The sequence below is a fragment of the Hydrogenophaga sp. genome, from assembly GCF_026125825.1.
Lineage (GTDB): Bacteria > Pseudomonadota > Gammaproteobacteria > Burkholderiales > Burkholderiaceae_C > Hydrogenophaga.
This window is the reverse complement of record NZ_JAHCKK010000058.1, coordinates 1-22,896: the sequence shown is the minus strand read 5'-3', so window position 1 is coordinate 22,896 and position 22,896 is coordinate 1. Positions and strand designations below refer to the sequence as shown.

The following is a 22,896-nucleotide window of genomic DNA, read 5'->3' as shown; positions in this document are numbered from 1 at the left end:
AATCTCAGCCATGAACGACGCAACCGCATCCACCCCCAACCGCCCCCCCCTGCCCGATCACCTCTCCATCGACCCGCGCAGCCCTCACCACGTGGCCGCGGTGTTCGAGCACGACATCGGCATCCGCTTCAACGGAAAGGAACGTTTCGACGTGACCGAATACTGCATCAGCGCCGGCTGGGTGAAAGTGCCTTCGGGCAAGACCCTGGACCGCAAGGGCAACCCGCTGCTGATCCAGCTCAAGGGCACGGTGGAAGCGTTCTACAAATAGAGACGACTTGCCCTGAACCTGCGGCGCGCTTCGGACTCGAACCGATACCCATGCGACGCAGAACCCTTCTTCTCTCCTTCCCGCTGGCGCTCGGCGGGCCGGCCCTGGGCCTGGCGGCCGACACCGAAGACCGGCCCGACGCGCCTGCGGGCTACCCCGTCTCGCTCGAGCAGATGCAGCAGGCGGTGGCGCAGCGCTTCCCCCGCCGCTACCCCGTGCAAGGCCTGCTCAACCTGGACCTGCAGACCCCGCGCCTGCGGCTGCTGCCCGAGCAGAACCGCCTGCGCGCCGACATGGCCGTGGAGGCTGCGGGCCCGGCGCTCAACCGGGCGCACCAGGGCCGTTTCGACGTGGAGTTCGGCCTGCGCTACGAGGCCAGCGACCGCACCCTGCGCGCCCACCAGCTGCGGCTGGCCCGGCTCGATTTCCCCACCCTTCAGCCCAAGGTGGTGGAGATGCTCAACACCTACGCCCCCGTGCTCGCAGACCAGTCGCTGCGCGAAGTGGTGCTGCACGAACTCACGGCCAAGGACCTGGCGCCCGTGGACGCCATGGGCATGCAGCCCGGTCCCATCACCGTCACCCGCAGCGGGCTGGTGATCGGCCTGGTGCTCAAGCCGCTTTGAGCCTCAGGCGCGCGGGTGGTGCTGCGCCACGATGCTCTTGAGCCGCTCGCGCGCGACATGGGTGTAGATGGTGGTGGTGGAGATGTCCGCGTGGCCGAGCAACATCTGCACCGCGCGCAGATCGGCGCCGTGGTTGAGCAAATGCGTGGCGAAGGCGTGGCGCAAGGTGTGCGGCGACAGGGGCGAGGTGATGCCCGCCTGCAGCGCGTACTTCTTCACCAGGTGCCAGAACATGGCGCGCGTCATGGCCTCGCCTGCGCGCGAACCGCGCGAGGTGACGAACAGGTCTTCGCTCTGCTGGCCGTTGAGGATCTCGCCGCGCGCCTGGCCCAGGTAGCGCTGCAGCCACTGGCCGGCCAGTTGGCCGAAAGGCACCAGGCGTTCCTTGTTGCCCTTGCCGGTGATGCGCAGCACGTGCTCGTTCATGCCCACGTGCCAGGTCTTGAGCGTGACCAGCTCGCTCACCCGCAACCCGCTGGCGTAGATGAGTTCGAGCATGCAGCGGTCTCGCAGGCCCAGCGGCGTGCCCACGTCGGGCGCATTCAGCAGCGCCTCCACCTGGGCCTCTGACAAGGTCTTGGGCACGCGCAGCGGCTGGCGCGCGGGCGCCAGGCGCAGCGTGGGATCGATCTGGATGACCCGCTCGCGCAGCGCCCAGCGGAAGTAGCGCTTGAACACCGTGAGCCGCCGGTTGGCGGTCGTGGCGCGGGTTTGGGCGTGGCGGTCGCTGAAATACTGGTTCAGGTCGGCTTCGCTGGTCTCGGGCAGGGTCTTGCCGCGCCCGGCCAGCCACTGGCCGAGCAGCACGAGATCGCGACGGTAGGCGTCGAGCGTGTTGCGCGAGAGGCCTTCCTCCAGCCAGAGACTGTCGATGAAGGCCCCGGCGATGCCTTCGCTGGCCGATGCCAGGGCCTGGTCCATCACTCCAGCTTGAGCTTCTGCTTGGCGACCACTTCCTTGTAGACCTCGTACTCGGCCTTGATCTGCGCGGTGAACTCGGCCGGCGTGTTGCCCACGACGAGCGAGCCGGTGTCCTCGATGCGCTTCTTCACGGCCGGGTCGCTCAAGGCCTGCTTGGTCGCGTTGTAGACCTTGTCCACCACCTCCTGCGGCAGCCCCTTCGGCCCGATCAAGCCGTAATAGGCCATGCGGTTCACCGGCTCCAGGCCCACTTCCTTGAAGGTGGGCACGTCCGGCAGCACAGCCAGGCGCTGCGGCGCGGCCACCACGATGGCCACCAGTCGGCCCGACTTGATGAAGGGCAGCGCCGAAGGCAAGTTGTCGAAGATGATGGGCACGGTGCCGCCCACGGTGTCGTTGAGCGCCGGGCCCGCGCCACGGTACGGGATGTGGGTGATGAAGGTGTTGGTCAGGCTCTTGAACAGCTCGGTCTGCAAGTGGCCAATGCCGCCGGTGCCCGAGCTGGAGTAGCTGTACTTGCCGGGGTTCTTCTTGAGCTCGGCGACAAAGGACTTGTAGTCCTTGGCCGGGAAGCTGGGATGCACCGCGATCACGTTGGGCGTGGCGGCGATGTTCACGATCGGCGTGAAGTCCGTGAGCGTGTTGTAGGGGATCTTGTCGTTGATCGCCGGGTTGGCGGCCGTGGTCGACACCGTGGCCATGCCCAGCACATAGCCATCGGCGGGCGTGCGTGCCAGCTCGGTGGCGCCGACCACGCCGCCGCCACCGGCCTTGTTCTCCACCACCATGCTCTGGCCCAGGGCCTTGCCCAGCGAGTCGGACATGACGCGCGCGATGATGTCGGTGGTCCCGCCGGGTGCGAAAGGCACCTGCAGCTTGATGATCTTGTTGGGGTAGGCCTGTGCCCAGGCGCTGCCTGCCACTGCCACCGAGGCGGTGGCCAGACCGATCGCAACCATCTGACGACGAGAAACCATGACGTGTACTCCTTGACGTTGAAACATCGGAAAATTCTCAGGGTGGCAGCCATGCTAACCGCCCGGTCCACCCTGACCAGCCCCGCACTTTAGACGGGGTGGCCCGAAGTGAACATGGGGAGACTACATACGTATTAACCCGGAAACGGCAGCGGCCTGCGGCTATGCTCTGGCGGTGAATTTCGCCCAGCTTCTCTTCCCCGATTTCTCGCTGATCCTCTGCGGATACCTCGTCTGCCGCTTCACCGCGCTCAACCGCAAAGTGTGGGAGCAGGTGGAAAGCCTGGTGTACTACTTCCTGTTCCCGGTCCTGCTGTTCCACTCGATCGTGAAAAGCCCGCTGGACCTGGGCGCGGCCTCCAGCCTGATGGGCGCGGGCGTCTCGCTGGGCCTGCTGGGCATCGCGCTGAGCTATTCATTGCCCCACTGGCCCTGGCTGGGCCCGCGGCTGGACGTGCGCCTGCACGCCGCCAGCGCCCAGGTGGGCTTTCGTTTCAACTCCTTCATCGCGCTGGCGCTGGCCGACAAATTGGCCGGCCCGCAAGGCCTGCTGATGATCGCGGTGCTCATCGGCGTGTGCGTGCCGCTGTTCAACGTGGGCGCGGTCTGGCCCATGGCGCGCCATGCCAACAAGGCATTCGCGCGCGAGCTGTTGCGCAACCCGCTGATCATCGGCACCGTCTCGGGCCTGATCGCCAACCTGCTGGGGCTGTCGATCCCGTTCTGGCTGGAGCCCACGGTCAACCGCATCGGCCAGGCCTCGCTGGCGCTGGGCCTGCTGGCGGCGGGCGCGGGCATGCAGTTCGGCATGCTGGCCTCGGCCAAATTGCTGGGCAGTCTGGTGCTGGCCTGCAAGCACCTGGGCATGCCCCTGCTGGCGTTCGGTCTGTCCAAGCTGTTCCGGCTGGACCCGACGCAGACCACCGTGCTGCTGATGTTCTCTGCGGTGCCGACGGCGTCGAGCTGCTATGTGCTGGCAGCGCGCATGGGCTACAACGGGCCGTATGTGGCGGGACTGGTCACGCTGTCCACCCTGCTGGGCATCGTGAGCCTTCCTTTTGCCCTGGGCGTGCTGGGGGGCGTGCCCTAACTCGGGCTGCTCTGCCCGCTGCTCCTGCCCCTGGGGCTTCTGAGCGCTCGATCAATACCCCAGCAGGTTCTGCCGCACGTGCAGCAGGTGAGCCAGGGTCAACTCCCGGGCCCGCGTCGCATCGCGATCCTGCAACGCTTCCACGATGGCTCGGTGTTCGGCCTGGTAGGCCAGCCGGCGTTCAGGTGTGACGCTCTTCTTCTTGAGCTGCCCCCAGTCGCCCTGAGCCCGCACCGTCTTCATCAGCGTGAACACATTCGCCACGAAGCTGTTGTGCGCGGCGTCCGCGATCGCCTGGTGCAGCTCCGCGTCCCAGTGCTCGAACGCCTCCAGCGTCTCGGCACTTTCCGCGTTGACGCAGCAGGCCTCCATGCGCTGCAGGTCCGCCTGGTTTGCGTTGCGGATCGCCATGTCGATGATCGCCGGCTCCATCGCCAACCGCGCCTCCATCAGCTCGGCCGGGCTCGTGTACTGGGATGAGTCCCGCTGCGCACGCTGTCCCAGCCGCGCGCCGGCCTGCTCGGCCACATAGGTGCCGCTGCCCACGGTCTGCTCGATCAGGCCCTGCTGCTTGAGGTCCAGCAAGGCCTTGCGCACCGTGGTGCGGCTCACGCCAAAACGCTCCGAGAGTTCGCGCTCGGTCGGCAGCCGGTCGCCAGCACGCCAGTGGCCCGAGCGCAGTTGGTCCAGGATCGATTCACGCAGGGGCGTTGACAGGCTCATGGGGGACGAATGTACCAAAACAGACCAATTCGACAAACTCTTTCCGATTAGGGGGTTTCCCCAGGTCTGAAACGGCTCTCATCGCCTACCATCATGGGCCTGGTACCAATTGGTATTTTTTGGTACTTCGTCTGGATTTTCAACAAGGAGTTTGCGTGCGCCTCGCCACTTTCGTTCACCAGGGCCAACGCCAGGTCGGCCTCGTCTCGGCCGATGGCCAGACCGTCACCCCCTTTGACCTGCCCCGCGCCGATGCCCTGCGCGGCGTGCTGCCGCTGATCGAGGCCGCGGCCGCCGGCCAGCCCATGCCTGCGGCCACCGGTGCGGCCCTGCCGCTGGCCGACGTGAAACTCGATGCCCCCCTGCCCCTGCCCCGGCGCAACCTGTGGTGCGTGGGCCGCAACTACCACGAGCACGCCAAGGAGCTGCAAGGCTCGGTGTTCAAGAACAACAACGCCAACCCCGCCGTCTGGCCCATCGTGTTCACCAAGGTGCCCGAATGCGTGATCGCCGATGGCGCCGACGTGCGGCTGCCGGGCGATGAGATCTCGCCACAGATCGACTATGAAGCCGAGCTGGCTGTGGTCATCGGCATCGGCGGCAAGAACATTGCCAAGGCCGACGCGATGAAGCACATCTACGGCTACACCATCGTCAATGACGTGACCGCTCGCGACGTGCAGATGCGCCACCAGCAATGGGACATGGGCAAGAGTTTCGACACCTTCTGCCCGATGGGCCCCTGGATCGTCACGGCCGATGAGCTCGACGGCCAGCACACGCGCGTGCGCTGCTGGGTCAACGGCGAGCCGCGCCAGGACGGCCGCACCGAAGACCTGATCTTCGACATCCCCACGCTGATCGAGACCATCTCGCGCGGCATCACGCTCTACCCCGGCGACGTGATCGCCACCGGCACGCCAGCGGGCGTGGGCCTGGGCATGACGCCGCCCACCTTCCTGAAAAGCGGCGACGTGGTTCGCATCGAGATCGACGGCATCGGCACGCTGCAAAACCGCTTCGTCTGAGCGATGGCGCGCTCCCCCCACCACAACGACAGGAGACAAGGATGATCCGAACCACACTCAAGCTGTGCGGCCTCGCGCTGGGGCTGGCCGCCACCCTGGGCCTGGCCCAGGCGCAGGATGCCTACCCCAGCAAGCCCGTGACCATGGTCGTGCCCTTTCCACCCGGCGGCGTGGCCGACGTGGTGGGCCGCCCGGTGGCGGAGGCCATGGCGCGCCACCTCAACCAGCCGGTGGTGGTGGTCAACCGCGCCGGCGCGGGCGGCGGCATCGGCATGGCGCAGGTGGCCAAGGCCGCGCCCGATGGCTACAACCTGCTGATGGCGCTGTCCTCCATCGTGGTGCTGCCTGAGGCGGACAAGATCCTCGGCCGCGCACCGATGTTCGAGCTGTCGCAGTTGCTGCCCATCGCCCGCATGACGGCCGACCCCACGGTGCTGGTGGTGCGCGCTGACAGCCCCTGGAAGACGTATGCCGAGTTCATCGCGCATGCCAAGGCCAACCCCGGCCGGGTCACTTTCGGGTCCTCTGGCAACTACGGCACGATGCACGTGCCCATGGAGCAGCTCAAGGCCGCCACCGGCAGCTACATGCTGCACGTGCCCTACACCGGCGCCGGCCCGGCGATCCTGGGCATGCTCAGTGGGCAGGTCGATGCGGTGGCCACCGGCCCGGCCAGCGCGGTGGGCCAGATCAAGGCCGGCAAGCTTCGCGCGCTCGCGCACTGGGGCGAAGGCCGCCTGGCATTGCTGCCCGATGTGCCCAGCTTCCGCGAGCTGGGCGTGCCCATCAACTACTCCCAATGGGCGGGCATCTTCGTGCCGGTGGGCACGCCGCCAGCGGTGGTGAACAAGCTGCGCGAGGCCGCCCGCATGGCCTCGCAGGACCCGAAGACGGTTCAGGTGATGACCACCGCCGGCACCTCGTTCCAGTTTCAGGACGCGGCGGACTTCGACAAGTTCGTGCAGAGCGACGCCAAAGCCATGGCGGCCGTGGTGCAAAAGATCGGCAAGGTCGATTAAGCCGCCGGGGCCTCGCACAAGGCGCGCAGGGCCTCCTGCATGTCCTGTGTGCTGGTGAGCTGCGTGCCGCCGCCCACGGCTTCGAAGCGGTCGTTCTCGTGGGCCGGGGCCCATGAGCTCATGGCCGCGCTCGTGGTGCCGTCCTGGCGCTCGATGTGGGCGGTGAAGTCATCTGCTGCATGGGGTGGTTCCTCTCCGGGGAGAGCGGGCCCGCGCAAGCACACGTCAACGCGCGGCGGGCCCCAACACGAGGTCGATGCGCCGCTGCAGGCGCGCCGCCTCCTCGGACGCGCCCGCGGCCTGGGCGCGCTGCAGCTGCAGGCCCAGCCAGGCCCCCAGGGGCCGGCGCCAGCCCTGCGCCGAGGCGGTGTCCACCGCCTGCGCGAGCACGGCCGGCGTGGCGCGGCCGCTGCGCAGCAGCACGCCAGCGGCCACCAGCCGCGACAACGGATCTTTCACTGCGGCCAGGGCGGCGTCGGGTGAGCCCGCGCTCAGGAGCGCGCGCTGCGCCTCGGGCAGCAGGGCGCCGTCGGCAGGCTGTGCGGCGCCTGCGAGGTAGCGCGCATAGGCCTGCTCGGCCGGCGCGGCGTCCTGCGCGAGCGCCTCGAAACCGGTGCAGGGCTCGAACACGAGCGCAGCCACCCGCGTGGCACAGCGCAGCAGCTCGGCACGCGCAAGCAAGTCGGGCCGGCCGGTGCTGGTGAGTTCCCGGCGCACGCGCGCGTACTCCGCCGACTCGATGGCCGAGTCGCCGCGCAGCCAGGCCTCGGCGGCGCGCTCGGTGCCGTCCTTGGCGTTGAGCTGCCATTCGGGCGTGGGCGGCTTGCTGGAACAGGCCACCAGCGCCAGGCCGGCAAGGAACGAGGTGAAACCCATCCAGAGATGCCGCGCAACCGGCTTGGCCAGGCCGCAGGCATCGCTCCCATGGGGGCGTGACGGGACCGAGGGGACCGGCGTGGGGGGAAGCCTCTTCATGGCAGTTTGATTTCCGTGTCCCTGGCAAAGGGCCACTTGCGGTTGATGTCGTTGATCATGGCGTCGACCTTGCGCAGGCTGGCCTCGACCTCGCCGCGCAGGTAGCCCAGGTCGCTGGTGGCCGCGCGCGTGTTGCCGGCAATGCCCTGCACTTCCACCAGCACGGCATCCACTTTCTTCAGGCTGGTGCGCGTCTCGGCCAGCAGGCCGTTGAGCTGTTGCACCGTCGCGCGCGCGTCGCCCACCAGGCCGGCCTCGCCGGGCGCGCCGCCCTGCCCGAACACCTGGCGGTCGGCGTTGGCCGCCAGGCTGTCCAGGCGCCGGGCCAGCGCGTCGGCGCGCAGCAGCAAGGCGTTGGTGCGGTCGATGGTGACAACGAGCTTCTTCGCGTCCTCGTCGTTGCCCATGAGCACGCCCAGGCCACCGTGCGGGCCCTTGAGGCGCTCGGTGGCCACCTTCACGCCACCCAGGGTGCCGGCCACCGCACCGTCGCTGGCGGTGAGCGCGGCCAGGTTGTCGAGCACTTCGCGGGCACTGGCGGCCAGCTTGGGGATCTCGGCGGCAGTGTCGCCGCGCAGCACGGTGCGCTCGGCGCCGTCCGGCAGGGGTGGGTCTTCGAGCACGCCGCTGTAGGCGCGGATGCGGGTGCCGCCCACCAGGCCGCGCTCCATGGTGAAGATGCTGGAGGTGCGCAGCCATTTCGCGTCCTTGCGCGGCACGTCGACGAGGATGCGCGCGTTGCCGTCGTCGCCCAGCTCGATGCGCGCCACGCGCCCGATGGCGAAGCCGGCGAAGGTCATGTCCATGCCCACGACCACACCCTCGGAGTCGTCGGAGATCAGCACCAGGCGCTGCGTGGGTTCGAGCACGCCGCGCGCGAACAGGATGTAGGCCGCCGAGCCCACCAGCAGCACGGCCATGAGCATCAGCAGCAGCCCGGCCTTGAACTCCAGGTTCTTCACCGGCGGGGCTTCGGGTGGCGGTGGTGGCGGGGGCGTGGGATTCATGGGGTCAATAGTAGTTGCCGACCAGCGACACCACCTCGATCAGCAGCACGACCGAGAACAGGCGGGCGAATTCGCTCATGTCGCTGCGCCGGCTGTAGCGGCCGTCGAAGTCGGCCTGCGCCGCCCCAGCCAGGGGGACCACGGCCACCGCGAGGCTGAAGAACACGGTCTTGAGACCAAAGATCAGGGTGACCGCCGGCGAGAACACGCCGCCGACGGCGCGCGTGTAGCCCGGCAGCCCCCACGGGGAGAAGCCATAGACGGTGAGGTAGGTCAGCACCAGCGCCACCACGGAGCTCAGGCCCGCGAGCAGCATCACCGAGAACATGCTGCCCAGCGCACGGGGCAGCAACTGGTTGGCCAGGAGCGACTGCCGCTCGGGCAGGCTGCCCTCGCGCTGCTGCAGCGCCAGTTGCTTGCGCACCTCCTGCGCGCCGGGCATGGCGTAGCGCACCGCCACGAACATGGCCACGTACAGCGGGATGAGTTCGAGCACCAGTGTGCGCACCAGCACCTCCAGCGCGTACTGCGACAGGCCGTAGCTGTAGGCCGTGGCCACCACGATGCGGATCAGCACCAGGCTCACCAGCGCCGAGAGGACGAGGAACCAGGTGAGCAAGGGCGCCGTGGCCCGGTACAGGCTGCCGAGCACCGCCTGGCGGTGCGTGGGGGCGCGGTAGCTGGCTGGCGACAGCGCCAGCACCAGGATCTGAGCGCCCACGAAGAGGGCGTTCCACCAGGCATTCCAGCTCGCGCGCAGGCCCCGGCCCCAGCGGCCCAGGGTCTCGTGTGCGGCGTTCACGGGATTCATGGGGCCATGATAGCCGTGGGCATTCGCCGCCACAGGCGCCTGGCGGCGGCAAATGTGACAGCATGCAGCCGCTGCAACGCTCAGAATCCGCCAGCGCCCTTGCCGCCAAGAGGAGACAACCATGACCGCTTCCGTGCACCCCGTGGTCCGCCGCCAGACCATCGCCGATGCCCTGCGCCGCACCGCGCAGCGCCTGCCCGCCAAATCCGCCGTGATCTGCGGCGACACGCACTGGACCTACGCCGAGTTCGACGCGCTGGTCAGCCGCCTGGCCGCCGGTCTGGCACGCATCGGCGTGGCCCAGGGCGACAAGGTGGCGGTGCTGGCGCGCAACTCGCACGGCTTTGCCGCCCTGCGCTTCGCGCTGGCCCGCCGGGGTGCGGTGATGGTGCCGATCAACTTCATGCTCAAGGCCGACGAAGTGGCCTACATCCTGCGCCACGCGGGCGCGCGCACCCTGGCCACCGACAGCGGGCTGGCCGAGCTGGCGCGCGCGGCGGCGGCGCTGGACACCCAGGTCCAGCAGTACCTCTGGCTGCCATCCGAAGACCCCAGCGAACCGGTGCCCGGCATGCACCGCTTCGACGAGCTGGCGGCCTGCACCGACCAGCTGCCCGAGGTCGCGCTGGGCAGCTTCGATCTCGCGCAGATCGTGTACACCAGCGGCACCGAATCGACGCCCAAGGGCGCCATGCTCACGCACGACGCGGTGCTGTGGCAGTACGTGAGCTGCGTGATCAACGCCGAGATCGCCGAGCACGACCACGCCCTGCACGCGCTGCCGCTCTACCACTGCGCCCAGCTCGACGTGTTCTTTGGCCCGGCGGTCTACATCGGCAGCAGCAACGTGATCACCGCCAAGCCGGTGCCCGACAACCTGATCGCGCTGATCGAGAAGTACCGCATCACCAGCTTCTTCGCCCCACCCACGGTGTGGATCGCGCTGCTGCGCTCGCCGCGGTTCGACGCGGCCCGACTGCGCAGCCTGTCCAAGGGGTACTACGGCGCCTCCATCATGCCGGTGGAGGTGCTCAAGGAACTGGCTTCGCGCCTGCCTTCGGTGCGCCTGTGGAACCTCTACGGCCAGACGGAGATCGCGCCGCTGGCGACCATGCTCGGGCCCGACGACCAGCTGCGCAAGCCCGGCTCCTGCGGCAAGGCGGTGATCAACGTGGAAACGCGCGTGGTCACCGACGACATGCGCGACGTGGCCATGGGCGAAGTGGGCGAGATCGTGCACCGCTCGCCCCACCTCATGCTGGGCTACTTCAACGACCCCGATCGCACGCGGGCGGCGTTCGAGGGCGACTGGTTCCACAGCGGCGACCTCGCGGTGATCGACGCCGAGGGCTACATCACCGTGGTGGACCGCAAGAAGGACATGATCAAGACCGGTGGCGAAAACGTGGCCAGCCGCGAGGTGGAGGAAATGGTCTATCGCCTGCCGGCCGTGAGCGAAGTGGCGGTGATCGGCCTGCCCGACCCGAAATGGGTGGAGGCGGTGACGGCGGTGATCGTGGTCAAGGCCGGAGAAACGCTCACCGAGGCCGAGGTGATCGCGCACTGCAACCAGCACATGGCGGCCTTCAAGGCGCCGAAGCGCGTGGTGTTCTGCGACAGCCTGCCCAAGAACCCCAGCGGCAAGCTGCTCAAGCGCGAACTGCGCCAGCTCTACACGGGCTGAAGGGCCTCAGCCGCCCAGTGTTTCGTGGTGCCCCACGCTGCCGCGTTTCCAGTAGGCGGAGGCGCGCACGCGGCCTTTGTCCAGGCCATGGCCATCCACCAGGGCCTGGCGCACGGCGGCGATGCTGGCGGCCTCGCCACCGGCCCAGGCGAAACCTTCGCCGCCCGGCAGCTTCAAAGCGGCCACGGCCTTTGCGAGCGCGTCGGTGGCACCGGTTTCGATCCAGTGCGCCTGCAGGCTCGCGCGGGTGCGCAAGGTGCGGCGGTCGGCCGCGTCGCCCGTCTCGATGACGGTGATGACCTGGGCCGCCTCGGGCAGTTCTTCCAGCCGCCGCGCGATCGCCGGCACGGCGGACTCATCGCCCACCAGCAGGTGCCAGTCGAAGCCGGTGGGCACCACAAACGACCCCCGGGGGCCGCCCAGTCCGACCTCGTCGCCGGGCCGGGCTGCCTCGGCCCAGCGCGAGGCCACGCCGTCGCCATGCAGCACGAACTCGATGTCCAGCGTGCCGGCGGCGCGGTCGAACTGGCGCGGGGTGTAGTCGCGCATCACCGGTTTCTCGGCGCCGGGGGGCAAGGCCAGGCCATCGGGACCGGGCTGCGGCAGCACCAGCGGCAGGCCGGGCCGCGCCGGCAGCATGAGCTTGGCGTGGTCGTCGAACGAGGCGGTGACGAAATCGCGCAAGGCCTCGCCAGCGAAACGGATGCGAAGGAAGTGCGGGCTGACCGCGTCGATGCGCTGCACGGCCAGGCGGCGCACCTTGATCTCGTGGCGCACGCGCTCCACGGCCAGGGCGTTCGGAATGCTTGTGTTCATGGTTTCTATTGGTTGATAATGACAACCATCATGCCTTGATTGGATGACACTGTCAACAACATGGACAACCCACGATGACAAGAAACGCGAACACCGAGGTGCTCGACCGCCTGCACAGCCTCATGCACGGCCTGCGGCGCCACCTGCAGGAGGCCATGCGCCAGGACGGCGAGGGACTCGGGCCGATGGAGGCACGCTGCCTGGCCTATTTCATGCGCCACGATGGCGCCACGCAGAGCGACCTGGTGCAGCATTCGGGCCGCGACAAGGCGCAGATCGCGCGCATCGTGAAGGCCTTGCACGAGCGCGGCCTGCTGCACAGCCGCCCCGACCCGGACGACGGCCGCAGCCAGCGCATCGGCGTGACGGCCGAGGGGCAGGCGCTGCAGCGCAAGATGCAGCAGCACCGGGCACGCTTCGAGAAGGCCATGGTGGCCGGGCTGGACGAGAAGGAGCGCGCCGCTTTGCTCGCCCTGCTCCAGCGGCTGCAGGACAACGTGGGCCAGGCCTGAGCCGGTGGCTCAGTGGGGGGCGCTGCGGCCCTGCGCCATCGCCCAGGCCACGTGCTCGCGCACCAGTCCGCTGGGGTGGTCGGCCCGGGCCTGCAGCGCGCGCCGCACGCCGTCGTCGGGCCCGGCGCGCAGCGCATTGCCCAGCGAGACCGCGATGTTGCGCAGCCAGCGCTCGTGTCCGATGCGCCGGATCGGGTTGCCCTCGGTGCGCTGCAGGAATTCGGCCTCGCTCCAGGCGAAAAGCTGCACCAGCGTGGCGCCGCTGAGGCCCCCGCGCGCGTCGAAGTCGGGCAATGGACTGCGCCGGGCGAACTTGTTCCAGGGGCAGATCAGCTGACAGTCGTCGCAACCGTAGATGCGGTTGCCCATCAAGGGGCGCAGGGTCTCGGGGATCGGGCCGGCATGTTCGATGGTGAGGTAACTGATGCAACGGCGGGCGTCGAGCCGGTGGGGGGCCGTGATGGCCTGCGTGGGGCAGATGTCGATGCAGGCGCTGCAGGCACCGCAGTGTGCGCTGATCGGCTCGGTGGGCGGCAAGGGCAGATCGGTGTAGATCTCGCCCAGGAAGAACATGGAGCCGGCCTCGCGGTTCAGCAGCAGCGTGTGCTTGCCGCGCCAGCCCTGGCCGCTGCGCTGCGCGAGCTCGGCTTCGAGCACCGGCGCCGAGTCGGTGAACACGCGGTGGCCCAGCGGCCCGGCCGCGGCCTGGATGCGCTCGGCCAGGGTTTGCAACCGGTTGCGCAGGACCTTGTGGTAGTCCCGCCCCCGGGCATAGACCGACACGATGGCCTCGCCCGGCCTTTGCAGGCGCTGCAGCTCCCGGGCCTGCCAATCCTCGGGCGTGTCGCGCGGCAGGTAATCCATGCGCGCGGTGATCACGCTCAGCGTGCCCGGCACCAGCTCGGCCGGGCGGGCCCGTTTCATGCCGTGCGCGGCCATGTAGGCCATGTCACCGTGCCATCCAGCCGACAACCAGGCCTTCAAACCCGCTTCTGCAGCCGACAAATCCACACCGGCCACGCCAATTTGGGAAAATGCGAGCTCCTGGCCCCAGGCCTGTATCTGCGAGACGAGTTGAGCGGCATCAAAAGCGAACTTCATGGAAAGCCGATTGTAGGAACCGCGCCGGTTCCTGCGGGCACTGTGCCCCCTGTCGAACGCTGGCAGGGGCGGTGGGCCTCCGAGGAAGACACCCAGGCCTTCGCGCGCCGACTCGCCACCTCCCCGGCCATCGCCCACGCCACGCTGACCTTGAAGGGGGATCTGGGCGCGGGCAAGACCACGCTGGTGCGCCACCTGCTGCGCGCCCTGGGCGTGCGCGGTCGCATCAAGAGCCCCACCTATGCGGTGGTCGAACCGCACAGCGCGATCGACTGCGCGGTGATGCCTGAGGGCGAGCCGCTGCTGGTCTGGCACTTCGACTTCTACCGCTTCAACGACCCGCGCGAGTGGGAAGACGCGGGCTTTCGCGAACTTTTCGCCAGCCCGGGCCTCAAGCTGGTGGAGTGGCCCGAGCGCGCCGGCGAGTTTCTGCCGGTGGTCGATCTCCAGATCGATATCCAACCCGACGACATGACGACACCCCAAGCCCCTATCGACCCGGACCAGGATACCCAGCGCAGCGTGCAGGTCACGGCGCTCACCGCCACCGGCCGCCGTCTGCTGGAGGTGCTCGAATGAGCGGCGCGCTCAGTCGCCGCGCCCTGCTGCGCACGGGCTCGCTGGTGCTGCTGCTGGGCGCGCAGCAGATCGCGCGCGGCGCGAGTGTGGTGGCCGTGCGCATCTGGCCGGCAGAAGACTACACGCGCGTGACGATCGAGTCCGACGGCGCGCTGCAGGCCAGACAGTTCTTCGTGACCGACCCACCCCGCCTCGCGGTGGACATCGAGGGCATCGACCTGTTGCCGGGCCTGCGCGAGCTGGTGGGCAAGCTCAAGTCGGACGACCCCAACATCGCCGGCATCCGCGCCGCGCAGAACGCGGCCAACGTGGTGCGGCTGGTGATCGACCTCAAGAAACCGATCAAGCCGCAGGTCTTCAACCTGGAGCCGGTGGCCGCCTACCAGCACCGGCTGGTGTTCGACCTCTTCCCCCTCAACCCGCCCGACCCGCTGGAGCAGCTGATTGCGCAGCGCATGAAGGACATGGACGCGGCCAGCGAGCGCGCAGCGCGCCTGCTGGGCCTGGAGGCCGACAAGGTCACCAAGCCGGCCACCCCGGCGGACGACCCGCTCGGGGAGCTGATCGCCGGCCGCGAGCGGCCGAAGGCCCCGACCAACCCCGATCAGGGCCCGCCGCTGCCGGCGGCCAAGCCACCGGCGGGCGCCGACGACACTGCCGTGGCCGACGGCACCACCAAAGGCAGCCCCGCCAAGCAGGCACCGGGCGGCAAGGGCAAGACGGAGCGGCTCATCATCATCGCGCTGGACCCCGGCCACGGCGGTGAAGACCCTGGCGCGATCGGCCCCAACGGCACGCAGGAAAAGCGCGTGGTGCTGCAGATCGCGCACAAGCTGCGCGAGCGCATCAACGAGACCCGCGTCAACGGCAACCCCATGCGCGCCTACATGACGCGCGACAAGGACTTCTTCGTGCCACTGCAGGTGCGCGTGCAGAAGGCGCAGCGCGTGCAGGCCGACCTGTTCATCAGCATCCACGCCGACGCTTTCCTCACGCCCCGCCCGCAAGGCGCGAGCGTCTACGCGCTGAGCACGCGCGGCGCCACCAGCACCGCCGCAAAGTGGATGGCCGACAAGGAGAACGCCGCCGACCTGGTGGGTGGCCTCAACGTCAAGGCGGCCGACGCCCACGTGCGCCGCGCCTTGTTCGACATGAGCACCACCGCCCAGATCAACGACAGCCTCAAACTCGGCTCCGCCATGCTGGGCCATGTCAAGCGCGTGGGCAAGCTGCACAAGCCCCAGGTGGAGCAGGCCAACTTCGCCGTGCTGCGCGCGCCCGACATCCCCAGCGTGCTGGTTGAGACGGCCTTCATCAGCAACCCCGATGAAGAGAAGCGCCTGAACGATCCGAAGTACCAGGACGACCTCGCCGACGCCCTGGTGCGCGGCATCGTCGCCTACTTCTCGAAAAACCCGCCGCTGGCGCGCAACCGCCAGATCTGAGGCGCTGCCACGGGCTCAGCCGGGCAGCTGCAGGAAGACCCGCCCGCCCTCGATGCGCACCGGGTAGCAGCGCAAGGCCTCGGTGACCGGGGCGCAGGTCGGGGTGCCGTCGCGCACGTCGAACTTGCCCTGGTGTAGCGGGCATTCGATTTCATGCCCCTCCAGGAAGCCATCGCACAGGCGCGCGTGACCGTGGGTGCAGGTGTTGTCGGTGGCGAACACCGTGCCCTCCACCTTGTAGAGCGCGATGTCGCGCCCGTCGAGCTGCACGCTGGTCACGTCGTCGTCGGGCACTTCGTCGAGCGCTGTGGCATCGGTCCAGGGCAAGGCGTTGTCGGTGGTCATGGCGGTGCTCCGTTTCAGTTTTCGGGCTTGAGGCCGGCGCGTTCGATCACCGGCTTCCAGCGGGCGAGCTCCTCTTTCATGAACTTCGCCAGCTCCTGCGGCGTGCCGCCCACGGGATTGAAGTACGCGCCTTGCAGGCGCTGGCGCGTTTCCGGGTCCTTGAGCACGGCGGAGATCTCGCGGCTCATGCGCTGGACCACCTCCGGCGGCGTGCCCTGCGGCGCCATGTAGGCGAACCACGGCTCGGCCTGGATGTCGGCGATGCCCGACTCGCGCAGGGTCGGCAGCTCGGGCAGCAGATCGAAGCGCTCGGCCGAGGTGACGGCCAGCGCCTTGAGGCGACCGGCCTTGGCCTGGGGCATGATCGCCACCGGCGGCAGGCAGGCGAAATGCACGTCGCCGGCGATGATCGCCGTGACCGCCTGGCCCGAGGAGGCGTAGGGAATGTGCACCGCGAACGACTTGGTGCGGGCCTTGATCAGCTCCACACCCAGGTGCGCGATCGAACCGCTGCCGGTGGAGGCAAAGTTGTACTGGCCCGGGTTGCGCTTGAGCGCCTCCAGCCAGCCCTTCACGGAGTCCACGCCCATGCCGTTGGAGACGGCGCAGACGTTGGGCGTGGTGGCGGCCAGCGTCACCGGCGCGAGGTCGCGGAAGGGGTCGTACGGCAGGCGCTTGTAGAGCACGGTGTTGTAGACCAGGGGCGCGTTGACCGAGAGCAGGAAGGTGTAGCCGTCCGGCGCGGCCTTGGCCACCAGGTCGGTCCCGCTGTTGCCGCCGGCACCGGGTTTGTTCTCCACGATCACCGGCTGGCCCAGGCGCGCAGCGAGCTTGTCGTTGATGACGCGGGCCAGGATGTCGGGCGACGAGCCGGCGCCAAAGGGCACGACGATGCGCACGGTGCGCGCGGGCCAGTCTTGTGCGCTGGCGGCGGCGCTGGACAGTGCGATCAGTGCACAGGCCATCAGGCGGAAGCGGGTCATGGGGTCTCCTCGATAGGGGTCATTTCAAGATGGTCACGCTGTTCGCGCGCGATGAAGCCCGCGACCATTGCGCGGTAGCAGGCATCCACCACTTCGGGGTAGGCGCCGGTCTGTTCGGCCAGGCGCCGAACCTTGTCGAAGACTTGCTGCTGGCGTTGTGGTGCCGACACCTGGAAGGCATCGCGCTTGAAGCGCGCCGCGTCTTTCACATAGCGGCCGCGCTCGGCCAGCAGGGCCACGATCTGCGCGTCAAGCGCGTCGATGCGCTCGCGCACCTGCGCCAGGTTCTCGCACAGGGGCACATAGGCCGGGTCGATGAAGCGGCGCAGCGGCGGGGCGTGGGTGTCGGGCTCGGTCTGGGGTGCGGTGGACATGGGCTGGGGTCAGATCGGGTAGATGATGGAGTTGGGGATCATTTCACTGTCGTACACACACAGGCGAGAGGCGAACTTGAGCCCTTCAGGGGTGCGCACGATCACGTCGATGTAGCGGCCGACGTTGAACACCGTCGATTCGCGCGAGAGCTTGGTGCGAAAGACGGCGTAGTTGGCCTCGACCTCGAACCGGTCGGCTTCGGCTTTGTGCACCAGCGGCGCACCCACCACGTGGCGCTGGTAGTACGGGTCGTGGAACAGCGTCTCCTGGATGCCGTAGGCGCGGTCCTTGAGCATGCCTTTGCTCTCGAAGGACAGCGTGGCCAGTGGAAAGCCGCGCTCGTGGTTCTCACGCGGAATCAACTTGTAGACACAGTCGTCGATGAAGAACTCGGGCCAGAGGTCCCAGTCGCCGGAATCGACGGCCTGGGCGTAGTCGGCATAGAGCCGCGAGATGGCCATGTGGTCTTCGAAGCGCAGCGCGGTGGAAGCGGTGTGGTTGCTCATGCTCAGGCCTCCATCACTTCGCGCCAGTAGGCGTACATGCCGCGGATCAGGGTTTCGGTGACCATGTGGTCGGTGTCGCCGACCTCGCGCCCGCCCAGCTCGGCCAGCGTGCGGTGGTAGGGCTTTTGCTCGAAGCCCTGCTGCGAGAACTCGATCACCTCGCCGTCGTCCGCCGAGACGAAGCCCGCCGGGCCGAACAGATTGGCCTGGCGCAGGCGGCGCTGGGTCATCTCCTCGCTGTCGTCCTCGAAGCCGAAGTGGGTCCACACGAAGTCGAAGGCGCCGTGGCCGTCGGGCTGGATGTGCCGGGTCGAGACGCTGTTGACCTGCTGCTGCAGGATGACGCTGGGAAAGAGCGTCATCATGACCGCCGTCGGCCCCTCCCACCAGGGCTCGGGCACGATGTCCAGGAAGCGCGGGTCGTGCAGCTGCATGCTTTCCTTGAAACTGGAGACCTGCGTGACCTGCTCGGCCTTGCCCGACTGGCCGCGCGTGGAGATCATCGCCGCGTGGCGGTGGCGCGCATCCATCTTCAACTCGCTCTTGTTGTCGGCGCGCCAGAGGCCGAAGGTGACGAACCAGGTGTGCAGCAGGCCGGGGTGGTACGGGTCCTTGATGTTCTCCTGCATCAGCTTCCAGTTGCCCGGAATGCGCTGGCGGTTGTAGCCGAGGATGGTGAGCTTGCGGCCATTGAAGAGGCGGTCGAAGTAACCCAGGATGGTCGGGCCCATGAAGTCCTCCAGCGACTCGACGCCATGGTCGAAGCTGGCGAAGACGACGCCACCGCGCGTGGCCACCTTGAGCTTGTTCAGTCCGTGGTCGGCGGTCTTGAAGTCCGCCGGCATGCCGCCGTTGACCTTGCCGTCCTGCTTCACACCGCGCCGGAAAGGCACGCCCTGCAGATCGCCCTTGAGGGTGTAGCTCCACTGGTGGTAGGGGCAGACGAACTCTTTCTTGTTGCCGTGGCGCTCGCGGCAGAACTGCATGCCGCGGTGCGCGCAGACGTTCTCCACCACGCTAATGCCGCCGTCGGCGTCGCGCACCATGATCACCGATCGCTCGCCCACCACCGTGCGCTTGTAGTCGCCCGCGTTGGGCACCTCGGCCTCCAGGCCCACGTAGTTCCAGTGCCGGGTGTAGAAGAAGCGCTCGAGCTCCTTCTTGTGCAACCCGGCGTCGGTGTAGGCCATGAAGGGAATGCGGCTGGTGCCGTCGGATTCCCAGCGCATCTGCTCGGGGAAAGTGCCTTCGGAGGCGGTCTCGGTGTTCATGGGGTCTCCTTCTTTTTCAGCTGCCGCTGGCGTAAAACGCGTCGGCGTAAATTTGCTCGGGCAGCACGCCCATCTGCCGGATCAGCATGGAGGCGGCTTCCACCATGGGCGGCGCACCGCAGAGGTAGGCGCGAAAGCCAGCGAGGTCCCGCCAGTCCTGCTGGATGGCGTCGGTGACCAGGCCCGTGCGGCAACCGGGCACCGCCCCCGACGCCAGCACGGTGTGCACGTGCAGTTTCGGGTACCGCTGGCGCAGCTCGTCCAGCCACTCCAGCCCATAGAGATCGCGCGCGGAGCGCACGCCGAAGTACAGGTGGATCGGGTTGTGCATGCCGGCGGCGACCACCCCCCGCACGATGGACAGGATGGGCGCCAGCCCGGTGCCCCCGGCCACGCACAGCATGGGGCCGGTGTGCTTGCGGCGCAGGTAGGCCGCCCCCAGCGGGCCGCTCACGCGCACCGCGTCGCCCACCTTCAGCTGCTGCCGGATGTAGCCGGTCACGCGGCCGTCCGGCACGCAGCGCACGTGGAACTCCAGTTCGCCGTCGGTGCACAGCCCGGCCATGGAATACGGGCGGATGTGGTCGGGCGTGAACTGCAGTTGCGCGTACTGCCCGGGCGAGAACTCGATCGGCTTGGCGGGCTTGAGGCGCAGGCGCTGGATGTCGTGCGTGGGCGCATCGATCGCCACCACCGTGGCCTTGACGATGCGCGCGGTGTGAACCACCACCTCGTCGGGCTCGGGGATTTCGATGGTGCAGGACTCGGTGACAAAGGTCTGGCAGGCCAGCACGCCGCCGGCGTCCTCGTTCGCCTGGGGCGGCCGCTGCCCGCGGCCCGACTCCAGCACCTGGCCCGAGACCACCTTGCAGCGGCAGGTGCCGCAACGGCCGGCCATGCAGCTGTACGACACCGGGATGTCGTGGGCCCGCAGCGCGTCCAGCAGGTTCACCCCGGGCTCGACGCTCAGCGTGCGCTGCAGCGGGCGTACATGAATGTCCATCGGGCCTTGTCTCTTCGTTGTCGTGTCTCGTGGGGATGATCAAGGCCGATAGAAAATCAGTCAATGCAATGGCGTCAATGCAAAATATCACTCAAATCAATATTGCAGGGCCCACCGGAGACGCGCCATGAGACTTGAGGACATCGACCTGAACCTGCTGGTGGTGTTCAACCAGTTGCTCACCGAGCGCAAGGTGTCCAAGGTGGCCGAAAACCTCGGCCTGGGGCAGCCCGCGGTCAGCAACGCACTGGCCCGGCTGCGCAAGCTGTTCGACGACGAGCTGTTCCTGCGCACCGCCCAGGGCATGCAACCCACGCCCTACGCCGAGCAGCTGGCCGAGTCCATCGGCTACGCCCTGGGGATGATCCACAGCGCGGTGAACGCGCGCAGCACCTTCGACCCGGCCACGAGCCAGCGCGGCTTCTCCATCGGCATGACCGACATCGGCGAGATCTACTTCCTGCCCCAATTGATGCAGCGCATCCAGCAGCTGGCGCCCGGGGTGACCATCAGCACCGTGCGCAACAACGCCCTGCATTTGCGCGATGCCATGGAGGCGGGCCAGATCGACCTGGCCATCGGTCTGCTGCCGCAACTCAAGGCCGGGTTCTTCCAGCGCCGCCTGTTCGAGCAGCGCTATGTCTGCCTGTTTCGCCAGGGCCACCGCCTGGACCTCAAGCGCATGAAGGCGGGCGATTTTTTTGCGGCCGAGCACGTGGCCGTGGTGTCTGCGGGCACCGGCCACGGCCAGGTCGACGAAATCCTCGACAACCATTCACCGCGGCGGCGGGTGACGCTCCAGGTGCCTCACTTCGTGGCCATCGGCCACATCCTGCAGTCGACCGACCTGATCGCCACCGTGCCCGAGCGCCTGGCCGAGCGCATGGTGCAGCCGTTTGGCCTGAGGCAGCTGCCACACCCGGTGGACCTGCCGAAGATCGCCATCAACCTGTTCTGGCACGCCAAGTACCACAAGGACCCGGCCAACCGGTGGCTGCGCGACCTGGTCTTCGATCTGCACGCCGACGGTGGCGGCGCGGGCTCTTGACTTTGGCTCAGGCCGGGTTGCGCTTGGCCTCGCGGCTGGCCTTCCAGGCGCCGAAGAGCGCGATCAGGCCGGGCACGATGATCAGCGCCCAGATGATCAGACTCAGGTTCTCCTGCACCCAGGGCAGGTTGCCGAACAGGTAACCCGCCGTGGTCAGGCCCACCACCCAGATCAGCGCGCCGATCACGTTGTAGGCGGTGAACTTGACGCGCGTCATCTCGGCCACACCGGCCACGAAGGGCGCGAAGGTGCGGATGAAAGGCATGAAGCGAGCCAGGATGATGGTGATGCCGCCGTACCGCTCGTAGAAGGCGTGCGCCTGATTGAAGGCGTTGCGGTTGAACAGGCGCGAGTTCTCCCACTGGAACACCTTGGGGCCGAAGTAGCGGCCGATGGTGTAGTTGGTCTGGTCGCCCAGCACCGCGGCGATGACCAGCAGCACCATGGCCAGCGGCAGGCTCATCAGGCCCACGCCGCACAGCGCGCCCACCACGAACAGCAGCGAGTCCCCGGGCAGGAAGGGCATGACCACCACGCCGGTCTCGGTGAAGATGATCAGAAACAGCAGGGCATAGACCCAGGCGCCGTAGTTCTGGACGAAGGCCTGAAGGTGCTGGTCCACGTTCAGGATGAAGTCGAGGAGGAAGGTGACGATTTCCATGGTGGGGGCATTATCCCTGCGGCCTACAATTTGCCGGTGACCCGTCTTCCCAGCTTTCCCCCCCCACCCCGCCGCCCCATCCGCGAACTGCCCGATGAGCTGATCAGCCAGATCGCCGCGGGCGAAGTGGTCGAGCGGCCCGCCTCGGTGGTGCGCGAGCTGGTGGACAACGCCCTGGACGCGGGCGCGACGCAGATCACGCTGCGCCTCCTGGCCGGCGGCGTGCGGCTCATCAGCGTGGAAGACAACGGCTGCGGCATCCTGCGCAGCGAGCTGCCCCACGCACTCAAGCGCCACGCCACCAGCAAGATCGCCAGCCTCTCGGATCTGGAGTCCGTCGGCACCATGGGCTTTCGCGGCGAGGCGCTGGCGGCCATCTGCTCGATCGCCGAGGTGTCCCTGCTCACGCGCGTGGACACGTCCGACGAGCCCCACGGCTGGCTGCTCGATGGCCGCAGTGGCGAGCTGCAGCCCACGGCGCGCGCGCCCGGCACCACGGTGGAAGTGCGCGAGCTGTTCTTTGCCACGCCAGCGCGGCGCAAGTTCCTCAAGGCCGACGCGACCGAACTCGCCCACTGCATCGAAGCCGTGCGCCGCCATGCGCTGGCCCGGCCCGACGTGGGCTTTGCCATCTGGCACGAGGGCAAGCTGGTGGCGCAGTGGCGGGCGGTGGCCGGCGATGGCGGCATCGACGCGCTGCGACAGCGCCTGGCCGACGTGCTGGGCGAGGACTTCGTGGGACAGGCCGTGGCGGTGGACTGGCCGGTGAACGGCCCCGAAGCGGCCGACGGCCCGCAGCGCCTGCGCGTGTGGGGCTTCGCCGGTGTGCCCGATGCCGCGCGTTCGCGCGCCGACTGGCAGTTCGCCTACGTGAACGGCCGCTATGTGCGCGACAAGGTCATCACCCATGCCGCGCGCAGCGCCTACGAAGACGTGCTGCACGGCCATCGCCAGCCGGTGTACGCGCTCTTCGTCTCGCTCGACCCGACGCGCGTGGACGTGAACGTGCACCCCACCAAGATCGAGGTGCGGTTCCGCGACAGCCGCGAGGTGCACCAGGGCGTGCGCCACGCCGTGGAAGCCGCGCTCGCGGTGCCGCGCTCGGGCCACGCCGGGGCC

27 protein-coding genes are annotated in these 22,896 nt (G+C 68.3%); 11 read left to right on the top strand and 16 right to left on the bottom strand.

Translation table 11 applies throughout. The annotated features are described in order from the left end of the window. Positions 1 to 10 precede the first annotated feature (10 nt). Positions 11 to 271: a DUF3297 family protein gene (locus KIT86_RS17235; protein WP_291113155.1), complete on the top strand. Its 261-nt coding sequence runs from the start codon at positions 11 to 13 to the stop codon at positions 269 to 271. Between the two features lie 50 nt (positions 272 to 321). After that, the gene (locus KIT86_RS17230) at positions 322 to 897 is read left to right on the top strand and encodes a DUF1439 domain-containing protein (protein ID WP_297400577.1); all 576 of its coding nucleotides are present in this window, start codon (positions 322 to 324) and stop codon (positions 895 to 897) included. 3 nt (positions 898 to 900) lie between these two features. Here the strand turns inward: KIT86_RS17230 and xerD are convergent, their stop codons facing one another. Both xerD and KIT86_RS17220 read right to left on the bottom strand, forming a co-directional pair. After that, positions 901 to 1,818 carry a site-specific tyrosine recombinase XerD gene (gene xerD / locus KIT86_RS17225; RefSeq protein ID WP_297400575.1) on the bottom strand — a complete coding sequence of 306 codons (918 nt, stop codon included), beginning with the start codon at positions 1,816 to 1,818 and terminating at the stop codon, positions 901 to 903. Next, entirely contained in the window at positions 1,818 to 2,795 is a 978-nt protein-coding gene (locus tag KIT86_RS17220) for a tripartite tricarboxylate transporter substrate binding protein BugE (RefSeq protein WP_297400574.1), read from the bottom strand. Before KIT86_RS17220 ends, xerD begins: the two co-directional genes overlap by 1 nt. 175 nt (positions 2,796 to 2,970) lie before the next feature. On the opposite strand from KIT86_RS17220, the gene KIT86_RS17215 reads away from it, so the two are divergent. Continuing rightward, positions 2,971 to 3,885, top strand: coding sequence for an AEC family transporter (locus tag KIT86_RS17215; protein ID WP_297400572.1), 915 nt, complete (start codon positions 2,971 to 2,973; stop codon positions 3,883 to 3,885). A gap of 51 nt (positions 3,886 to 3,936) precedes the next feature. On the opposite strand, the gene KIT86_RS17210 is transcribed toward KIT86_RS17215, so the two are convergent. Then, positions 3,937 to 4,608 carry a FadR/GntR family transcriptional regulator gene (locus KIT86_RS17210; RefSeq protein WP_297400570.1) on the bottom strand — a complete coding sequence of 224 codons (672 nt, stop codon included), beginning with the start codon at positions 4,606 to 4,608 and terminating at the stop codon, positions 3,937 to 3,939. 155 nt (positions 4,609 to 4,763) lie between these two features. Between KIT86_RS17210 and KIT86_RS17205 the strand changes: the two genes are divergently transcribed. Both KIT86_RS17205 and KIT86_RS17200 read left to right on the top strand, forming a co-directional pair. Continuing rightward, positions 4,764 to 5,636, top strand: coding sequence for a fumarylacetoacetate hydrolase family protein (locus tag KIT86_RS17205; RefSeq protein WP_297400568.1), 873 nt, complete (start codon positions 4,764 to 4,766; stop codon positions 5,634 to 5,636). A gap of 41 nt (positions 5,637 to 5,677) precedes the next feature. Further along, on the top strand, positions 5,678 to 6,655 hold the full coding sequence (locus KIT86_RS17200; RefSeq protein ID WP_297400567.1) for a tripartite tricarboxylate transporter substrate binding protein: 978 nt from the start codon (positions 5,678 to 5,680) through the stop codon (positions 6,653 to 6,655). Here the strand turns inward: KIT86_RS17200 and KIT86_RS17195 are convergent. The 4 genes from KIT86_RS17195 to KIT86_RS17180 all read right to left on the bottom strand — a co-directional run bounded on the left by KIT86_RS17195 (position 6,652) and on the right by KIT86_RS17180 (position 9,448). Then, positions 6,652 to 6,777, bottom strand: coding sequence for a hypothetical protein (locus tag KIT86_RS17195; protein ID WP_297400565.1), 126 nt, complete (start codon positions 6,775 to 6,777; stop codon positions 6,652 to 6,654). The two genes, KIT86_RS17200 and KIT86_RS17195, sit on opposite strands and share 4 nt — an antisense overlap. A 103-nt stretch (positions 6,778 to 6,880) precedes the next feature. Then, complete coding sequence (locus tag KIT86_RS17190; protein WP_367185448.1) at positions 6,881 to 7,630, bottom strand: hypothetical protein; 750 nt, start codon at positions 7,628 to 7,630, stop codon at positions 6,881 to 6,883. Further along, positions 7,627 to 8,637 carry a mammalian cell entry protein gene (locus tag KIT86_RS17185; RefSeq protein WP_297400563.1) on the bottom strand — a complete coding sequence of 337 codons (1,011 nt, stop codon included), beginning with the start codon at positions 8,635 to 8,637 and terminating at the stop codon, positions 7,627 to 7,629. Before KIT86_RS17185 ends, KIT86_RS17190 begins: the two co-directional genes overlap by 4 nt. Positions 8,638 to 8,641: 4 nt before the next feature. Then, on the bottom strand, positions 8,642 to 9,448 hold the full coding sequence (locus tag KIT86_RS17180) for an ABC transporter permease (protein WP_297400561.1): 807 nt from the start codon (positions 9,446 to 9,448) through the stop codon (positions 8,642 to 8,644). Positions 9,449 to 9,569: 121 nt separating this feature from the next. Between KIT86_RS17180 and KIT86_RS17175 the strand changes: the two genes are divergently transcribed. Then, the gene (locus KIT86_RS17175) at positions 9,570 to 11,132 is read left to right on the top strand and encodes an acyl-CoA synthetase (RefSeq protein WP_297400559.1); all 1,563 of its coding nucleotides are present in this window, start codon (positions 9,570 to 9,572) and stop codon (positions 11,130 to 11,132) included. Positions 11,133 to 11,138: 6 nt separating this feature from the next. On the opposite strand, the gene KIT86_RS17170 is transcribed toward KIT86_RS17175, so the two are convergent. After that, positions 11,139 to 11,948 (bottom strand): siderophore-interacting protein, encoded by an 810-nt coding sequence (locus tag KIT86_RS17170; RefSeq protein WP_297400556.1) that lies wholly within the window; start codon positions 11,946 to 11,948, stop codon positions 11,139 to 11,141. 74 nt (positions 11,949 to 12,022) lie between these two features. On the opposite strand from KIT86_RS17170, the gene KIT86_RS17165 reads away from it, so the two are divergent. Next, on the top strand, positions 12,023 to 12,460 hold the full coding sequence (locus KIT86_RS17165) for a MarR family transcriptional regulator (protein ID WP_297400554.1): 438 nt from the start codon (positions 12,023 to 12,025) through the stop codon (positions 12,458 to 12,460). A gap of 9 nt (positions 12,461 to 12,469) precedes the next feature. On the opposite strand, the gene queG is transcribed toward KIT86_RS17165, so the two are convergent. Then, positions 12,470 to 13,561, bottom strand: a complete 1,092-nt coding sequence (gene queG, locus KIT86_RS17160) for a tRNA epoxyqueuosine(34) reductase QueG (RefSeq protein WP_297400551.1) — start codon at positions 13,559 to 13,561, stop codon at positions 12,470 to 12,472. 42 nt (positions 13,562 to 13,603) lie between these two features. On the opposite strand from queG, the gene tsaE reads away from it, so the two are divergent. Further along, the gene (gene tsaE / locus KIT86_RS17155) at positions 13,604 to 14,140 is read left to right on the top strand and encodes a tRNA (adenosine(37)-N6)-threonylcarbamoyltransferase complex ATPase subunit type 1 TsaE (RefSeq protein ID WP_297400549.1); all 537 of its coding nucleotides are present in this window, start codon (positions 13,604 to 13,606) and stop codon (positions 14,138 to 14,140) included. Then, positions 14,137 to 15,585 (top strand): N-acetylmuramoyl-L-alanine amidase, encoded by a 1,449-nt coding sequence (locus tag KIT86_RS17150; protein ID WP_297400547.1) that lies wholly within the window; start codon positions 14,137 to 14,139, stop codon positions 15,583 to 15,585. Before tsaE ends, KIT86_RS17150 begins: the two co-directional genes overlap by 4 nt. Before the next feature lie 15 nt (positions 15,586 to 15,600). Here the strand turns inward: KIT86_RS17150 and KIT86_RS17145 are convergent, their stop codons facing one another. The 6 genes from KIT86_RS17145 to KIT86_RS17120 are packed head-to-tail and all read right to left on the bottom strand — an operon-like array spanning position 15,601 to position 20,068. Next, positions 15,601 to 15,930 carry a non-heme iron oxygenase ferredoxin subunit gene (locus KIT86_RS17145; protein WP_297400545.1) on the bottom strand — a complete coding sequence of 110 codons (330 nt, stop codon included), beginning with the start codon at positions 15,928 to 15,930 and terminating at the stop codon, positions 15,601 to 15,603. Positions 15,931 to 15,944: 14 nt separating this feature from the next. Next, positions 15,945 to 16,913, bottom strand: coding sequence for a tripartite tricarboxylate transporter substrate binding protein (locus KIT86_RS17140; RefSeq protein ID WP_297400543.1), 969 nt, complete (start codon positions 16,911 to 16,913; stop codon positions 15,945 to 15,947). Then, complete coding sequence (locus KIT86_RS17135) at positions 16,910 to 17,287, bottom strand: chorismate mutase (protein WP_297400541.1); 378 nt, start codon at positions 17,285 to 17,287, stop codon at positions 16,910 to 16,912. Before KIT86_RS17135 ends, KIT86_RS17140 begins: the two co-directional genes overlap by 4 nt. A gap of 9 nt (positions 17,288 to 17,296) precedes the next feature. Beyond that, entirely contained in the window at positions 17,297 to 17,794 is a 498-nt protein-coding gene (locus KIT86_RS17130; RefSeq protein WP_297400538.1) for an aromatic-ring-hydroxylating dioxygenase subunit beta, read from the bottom strand. A gap of 2 nt (positions 17,795 to 17,796) precedes the next feature. Next, positions 17,797 to 19,065, bottom strand: a complete 1,269-nt coding sequence (locus KIT86_RS17125; protein ID WP_297400535.1) for an aromatic ring-hydroxylating dioxygenase subunit alpha — start codon at positions 19,063 to 19,065, stop codon at positions 17,797 to 17,799. A 16-nt stretch (positions 19,066 to 19,081) separates the two neighbouring features. After that, positions 19,082 to 20,068 carry a 2Fe-2S iron-sulfur cluster-binding protein gene (locus KIT86_RS17120; RefSeq protein WP_297400534.1) on the bottom strand — a complete coding sequence of 329 codons (987 nt, stop codon included), beginning with the start codon at positions 20,066 to 20,068 and terminating at the stop codon, positions 19,082 to 19,084. A 127-nt stretch (positions 20,069 to 20,195) separates the two neighbouring features. Between KIT86_RS17120 and KIT86_RS17115 the strand changes: the two genes are divergently transcribed. Continuing rightward, a complete protein-coding gene (locus KIT86_RS17115; RefSeq protein WP_297400532.1) occupies positions 20,196 to 21,116 on the top strand; it encodes a LysR family transcriptional regulator in 921 nt (306 codons plus the stop codon). 7 nt (positions 21,117 to 21,123) lie between these two features. Here KIT86_RS17115 and KIT86_RS17110 read toward each other — a convergent pair whose 3' ends face one another. Beyond that, on the bottom strand, positions 21,124 to 21,777 hold the full coding sequence (locus KIT86_RS17110; protein WP_297400530.1) for a DedA family protein: 654 nt from the start codon (positions 21,775 to 21,777) through the stop codon (positions 21,124 to 21,126). Positions 21,778 to 21,813: 36 nt separating this feature from the next. Here KIT86_RS17110 and mutL point away from each other — a divergent pair. Beyond that, the coding region (gene mutL, locus KIT86_RS17105; protein ID WP_297400528.1) for a DNA mismatch repair endonuclease MutL at positions 21,814 to 22,896 on the top strand (1,083 nt) is incomplete at its 3' end.